At 58.9% G+C, this 4284-nt stretch carries 7 protein-coding genes; 6 read left to right on the top strand and 1 reads right to left on the bottom strand.

The window, feature by feature from the left end:
• Positions 1-170 precede the first annotated feature (170 nt).
• Positions 171-743, top strand: a complete 573-nt coding sequence (locus tag ACJH7A_RS30080) for a TetR family transcriptional regulator (protein ID WP_318986952.1) — start codon at positions 171-173, stop codon at positions 741-743.
• Positions 744-1497: 754 nt separating this feature from the next.
• Positions 1498-2361 (top strand): metal-dependent hydrolase, encoded by an 864-nt coding sequence (locus ACJH7A_RS30075; protein ID WP_071288462.1) that lies wholly within the window; start codon positions 1498-1500, stop codon positions 2359-2361.
• Between the two features lie 27 nt (positions 2362-2388).
• Here ACJH7A_RS30075 and ACJH7A_RS30070 read toward each other — a convergent pair whose 3' ends face one another.
• Positions 2389-2979 (bottom strand): TetR/AcrR family transcriptional regulator, encoded by a 591-nt coding sequence (locus tag ACJH7A_RS30070; RefSeq protein ID WP_318986924.1) that lies wholly within the window; start codon positions 2977-2979, stop codon positions 2389-2391.
• A gap of 345 nt (positions 2980-3324) precedes the next feature.
• Between ACJH7A_RS30070 and ACJH7A_RS30065 the strand changes: the two genes are divergently transcribed.
• Genes ACJH7A_RS30065 through ACJH7A_RS30050 form a run of 4 tightly spaced genes read left to right on the top strand, consistent with a single transcriptional unit; the run spans position 3325 to position 4268 of the window.
• Entirely contained in the window at positions 3325-3465 is a 141-nt protein-coding gene (locus tag ACJH7A_RS30065) for a hypothetical protein (RefSeq protein WP_318986925.1), read from the top strand.
• Complete coding sequence (locus ACJH7A_RS30060; protein ID WP_318986926.1) at positions 3465-3887, top strand: transposase; 423 nt, start codon at positions 3465-3467, stop codon at positions 3885-3887. The genes ACJH7A_RS30065 and ACJH7A_RS30060 overlap by 1 nt, the downstream gene beginning before the upstream one ends.
• Positions 3797-4078 (top strand): hypothetical protein, encoded by a 282-nt coding sequence (locus ACJH7A_RS30055; RefSeq protein WP_406785141.1) that lies wholly within the window; start codon positions 3797-3799, stop codon positions 4076-4078. The genes ACJH7A_RS30060 and ACJH7A_RS30055 overlap by 91 nt, the downstream gene beginning before the upstream one ends.
• Positions 4026-4268: a transposase gene (locus tag ACJH7A_RS30050; protein ID WP_406803284.1), complete on the top strand. Its 243-nt coding sequence runs from the start codon at positions 4026-4028 to the stop codon at positions 4266-4268. Before ACJH7A_RS30055 ends, ACJH7A_RS30050 begins: the two co-directional genes overlap by 53 nt.
• Positions 4269-4284 lie beyond the last annotated feature (16 nt).

Raw genomic sequence — 4284 nt, 5'->3', positions numbered from 1 at the left:
GGACGAAGACCGCCGACCAAATCCTAGCCAGCATCGGGAACTACTGCACTCGAATTAATGACTCAAGACACTAGCTCCTTGATCAACCACTCTGATGCGGCGTCCGGCGCCGTCGCGTTTATCCTGCTCACATGCCCACAGAATCCATGCGGATGTCATTCCGCCGACACATGCGCGACGAGGTGTTGCGGGCGGCCCGAGAACTCACGATCGAGAAAGGGTGGGAGCGAGTCCGAATGAGCGAGGTTGCAGAGCTCGTCGGCGTATCTCGCCCAACTCTGTACAAGGAATTCACCGACAAGCAGGGCCTAGGCGACGCATTGGTTGTCACTGAAGGTCAGCTCTTCTTGGAAGGAATTCACGCCGTCCTTGCATCGCATACCGGTGATATCGGTGGTGGAATCACCGCCGCCGTGGAGTACACGCTCAAGGAAGCTGAGGCCAGTCCTCTGCTGAAAGCCGCGTTGACATCGACCCGTACAACTACAACGGGGACACGCGACAGCGCAACCGGTGTCCTTCCGCTGTTGCCCACATCCGCATCACTGCTTGAGTTGTCATCGGCCGCGCTAATCGCGTGGTTCGGCGAGCACTTCGACCAGCTCGATCCCGAGGACGTCAATGAAGTGGCCGACGTACTGGTCCGGCTCACCGTCAGCCACCTCGTGCTGCCAGCCGCCGACGCCCACACCACCGGGCGGCGAATCTCGCAGGTAGCACTGCGCTATCTGGCCCCGCGATAGCGGTGGATCAATGATCGGCCTGTCACGCGCGAGGCACTGGCGGCCACCGCCACCGTTGCACCGCTATTGTCCAAGGCCGCATAGTCAATGAGATCAGCTGTTCAAGAGGCACTCTCCGAAGGCAACAGATCGCTGCCGATGCCTCTGCCAGCTTCAACTATGCACTTTTAGGCACAAGCAGGCCGAGTAAGCACTTGCCGATGGCGTCGTCAGAAACAGCGTCGACTCTAACTCATCACTTCACGCGTGCATTGAAAATACGAGGCGTACAGCAGATTTCACTGGGGCATGGTCGGCCGATCCGAGTTCAAACCCTGGTCTCAGCCCGGTCTCGTCGCGAGACGCAAAATGCGCGGCGACGGTCAGCGAAGAGTTGGGGGCGCCGAAGAGTTGATTGCCCTACCCACATGCTCGTACTTCATCCTCTGGGGCCGCCTCTCAACAGCAACTGAATTCTGATCAGTGTCGCGCGCTCTGGTCACGATTCAGTTGCCGCCGACACCGCCAAGCCGATTCCCGTAGGAGTGTCACACCGGCTGCAGTTTGGGTGGCTCGACTTGCCCAAAATGTAGTCGATCCTGGGCCACCCGCCCGCTCACTTCTAGACCGAGCCGACACCGCCATGCACACATAAGACTACGCTTGCAAAAGGGCACTTCTGTCGATATATTTACTTTCAATATATATCTGTAAACGTGCCGCGCCGTCAGGTCGGACACACAGAGCTGCCTCCTCCCGAAAGGTCAGAGCGAACATGCTTGAAGACAAAGCTTCTCGGAATACTCGCGTTCTACCAACACCACGACGAGTGACGTTTGCGATGCCGTCAGGGAATCGCCGACAGCATTTCGTAGACGACGATCTTGTGATGAGTCATTTCATAGCCGTACTATCGGCGACGTTTCCGGAGGGAGAAGATTTCTTCATACGATCAGTGCGCCAATTCCGAACTTCGGTGATCGACGCAAGCCTGCAAGAGGCGGTAAAAGGCTTTGTGGGCCAAGAAGCGACGCACCGATACCAGCATCGACTATTGAACGAGCGCCTTCAGACCATGGGATATCCCACCGCGCGTATTGACCGCCACGTAGGCAGGCTGATAGAGCGACTCGAAAAGCGTCTTTCTCCAGCGATGCGACTGTCACTGACCTCAGCGTTAGAGCATTATACCGCAACACTGGCGGAGATAATCCTCACTAGCGAAAGCGCCCGCCAACTCATCGGCAATGGCGAAGTGAGATCGATTCTTCTTTGGCATGCGTTTGAAGAGTCCGAACATAAGGCGGTGGCTTTCGATGTCTATCAAACAATCGGGGGCACCGAGCAGATGCGTATCCGCGGCATGCGCATCGCTTCGGTAATCCTTTTCGCCGAGTTGTTCGCCCATACGGCCCTTTCAATGGCCGCAGATCGCGCGTCCTACAATCCCATTCGCCTGTTGCGCAGCCTCTATCGATTTTCCCGTAGCCCGATTTTTACTGCGGACGCACTGCGGCGCTTTCGCTCTTACACGCAACGCGGCTTCCATCCAGACGACTGGGATAGTACCGCGGTCTTGGAATACTGGAGCCGAGAATTGTTCGAAGCAGATGGATCGCAGAAGTCCGTCGGCCCGTAGCTGAGTGGCCGACGCACGTCGTCTCGGTTACAGCGGGTCGACGCCAAGTACAGCGTGACCCATTTGAGTCAGTAGCGCAGTTGTGCGCTCGGTCGCCATCCCGGTTTCACCGTACTGAAGCGTCGACTGGATGGCGCCGATCGCTCCGTGCACTACGACACGTAGGCCGATTTCGTCTAGTTCGGGACGCAACTCACTCAGTACGTGCACCCACTCCTCAAGATACAGACGTTGTTTGCGGCGCAACCGGCTGCGGTGCTGCGCAGTGAGATTGTGAAGTTCACGGTAGTAGACGATGGCAAGCTCGCGTTGATCCAAGACGAGGGCTACGTGGTCTGCCACTAGCGCTGTCAGCGCCTCGGTCTCGCTTTTACTTTTCTCCACAATCAAAGAAGCGCGTCGCAGCAGGGAATCGATCACCTGCTCGAAGAGTGCCGTCAGTAAGCTTGCTTTGCTGTCGAAGTGACGATAGATCGCCGGACCGACGACACCAGCAGAATCGCCGATATCCGCCATCGACGCCGCGTGGTATCCGCGGTCGGCGATCTGCTGCGCGGCCGCCGCGAGAATCCTCTCCCGACGTTGATCTCCTTTACCGCGACTGTGAGCGACTGTCATGTGCGTTGGCGACCAGCCCTTTCGCCGAATTGGTGGAATTTATCATGCCACACAAGGGGTTGAACAAAATGTTAACACCGACTCATCAGGGAAGCCCACTGGCTTAGTGGAGATTCAGATCTGATGGCCCGCGATCGTGCCGGCGAGCCGATGGCCGAGCGCGCCGGCTGTGCAGCGTCTTTGATGGCGCTAAGTGAAAGTTCCCAGTTTCTCCCGGTGCGGCCGTTGCCTGTCGTCCTGCGTGACGAGATGGCATGACCACAGTGGACGTTAGCGGGGTTGTGTCCGGAATCCGGTGTAAATAGGGAGGACGGGCGTAGGTTCCGCTTCACGACCTGCAAGTCTGTGAAGAAGGAGTCGCGCCCGTGCCTGTTCGAGTATCAGCCCATCGACCGTATCCGCACCAAGATCCACGCCTTGTTTGGCGAGGATCGCGAGCTGCCGGAGATCCTTGAAGAAGTCGCCCGCCTGGGCGCCCAGCTTTGATGCAGGCGGCCCTGGAGGCCGAGGTCACCGAGTTCCTTGGCCGCGAACGCTACCAACGCACCGCCGCCTGTCCCGACGCTAACGACGGTTCACGCAACGGGTATCGGCCGGTGACGGTCAAAACCATCACCGGGCCGGTCACGCTGGAGCGGTCAAAGGTGCGCGGCAGGACCGCAGCGTTCGCGTCGCGGTTGTTCAGCAAGCACGTGACGAAAACCAACGCGCTGGAGACGCTGGTGATCGCCTCGTTCGTGCGCGGGCTGTCGGTGCGCGACGTGGAGGCCACCCTGGTGAAACACTCGGTGATCCGGCCGCGATCTCCAAATCCACGGTGCTGGAAGTGTGCAAGGCGATTCGAGCCGAATACCAGTCGTGGGCGCGTCGCCGACTCGACGAGATCACGCTGGACTACTTGTTTTTAGACGCCAGCTTCTTTCGGATGCACCCCGGGTCACCGGCCGAGCCGATGTTGGCCGCCTGGGGCATCACTACCGAGGGCAAGCCGGTGTTCGTTGGGTTGACCCCCGGGACCGGCGAGTCGACCGGCGTGTGCCGATTTCCTGACCGATCTGCGCGAACGCGGCCTTGGCTGTCCGCTGCTGGTCGTCTTTGACGGCGCCAAGGGCCTGATTGCGGCAATCGAACAGATCTACCCAAAAGCGTTGCCCCACAGATGTCTTATTCATCGACTTACGCCATCAGCCTGGAGTGGGCGGTACTCGACCGAGCCTCGGCCGATTGGGAGCAATTGTCAATACCTGTGGATCGGGGTGTTTCAGGCGACCTCCGTTTCGGTGTGTTGATCGCCGTCTGACGGTG

Origin of the sequence: Mycobacterium sp. SMC-17 (assembly GCF_045310915.1) — a bacterium.
Lineage (GTDB): Bacteria > Actinomycetota > Actinomycetes > Mycobacteriales > Mycobacteriaceae > Mycobacterium.
The sequence above is the reverse complement of the archived record's forward strand: the minus strand, read 5'-3'. Positions and strand labels throughout refer to the sequence as shown.

Bases quoted from the DNA above. Each gene is read 5' to 3' on its own strand.
- ACJH7A_RS30080 (WP_318986952.1), top strand. From the start codon at position 171: ATGCGCGACGAGGTGTTGCGGGCGGCCCGAGAACTCACGATCGAGAAA.
- ACJH7A_RS30075 (WP_071288462.1), top strand. From the start codon at position 1,498: ATGCTTGAAGACAAAGCTTCTCGGAATACTCGCGTTCTACCAACACCA.
- ACJH7A_RS30070 (WP_318986924.1), bottom strand. From the start codon at position 2,979: ATGACAGTCGCTCACAGTCGCGGTAAAGGAGATCAACGTCGGGAGAGG.
- ACJH7A_RS30060 (WP_318986926.1), top strand. From the start codon at position 3,465: ATGCAGGCGGCCCTGGAGGCCGAGGTCACCGAGTTCCTTGGCCGCGAA.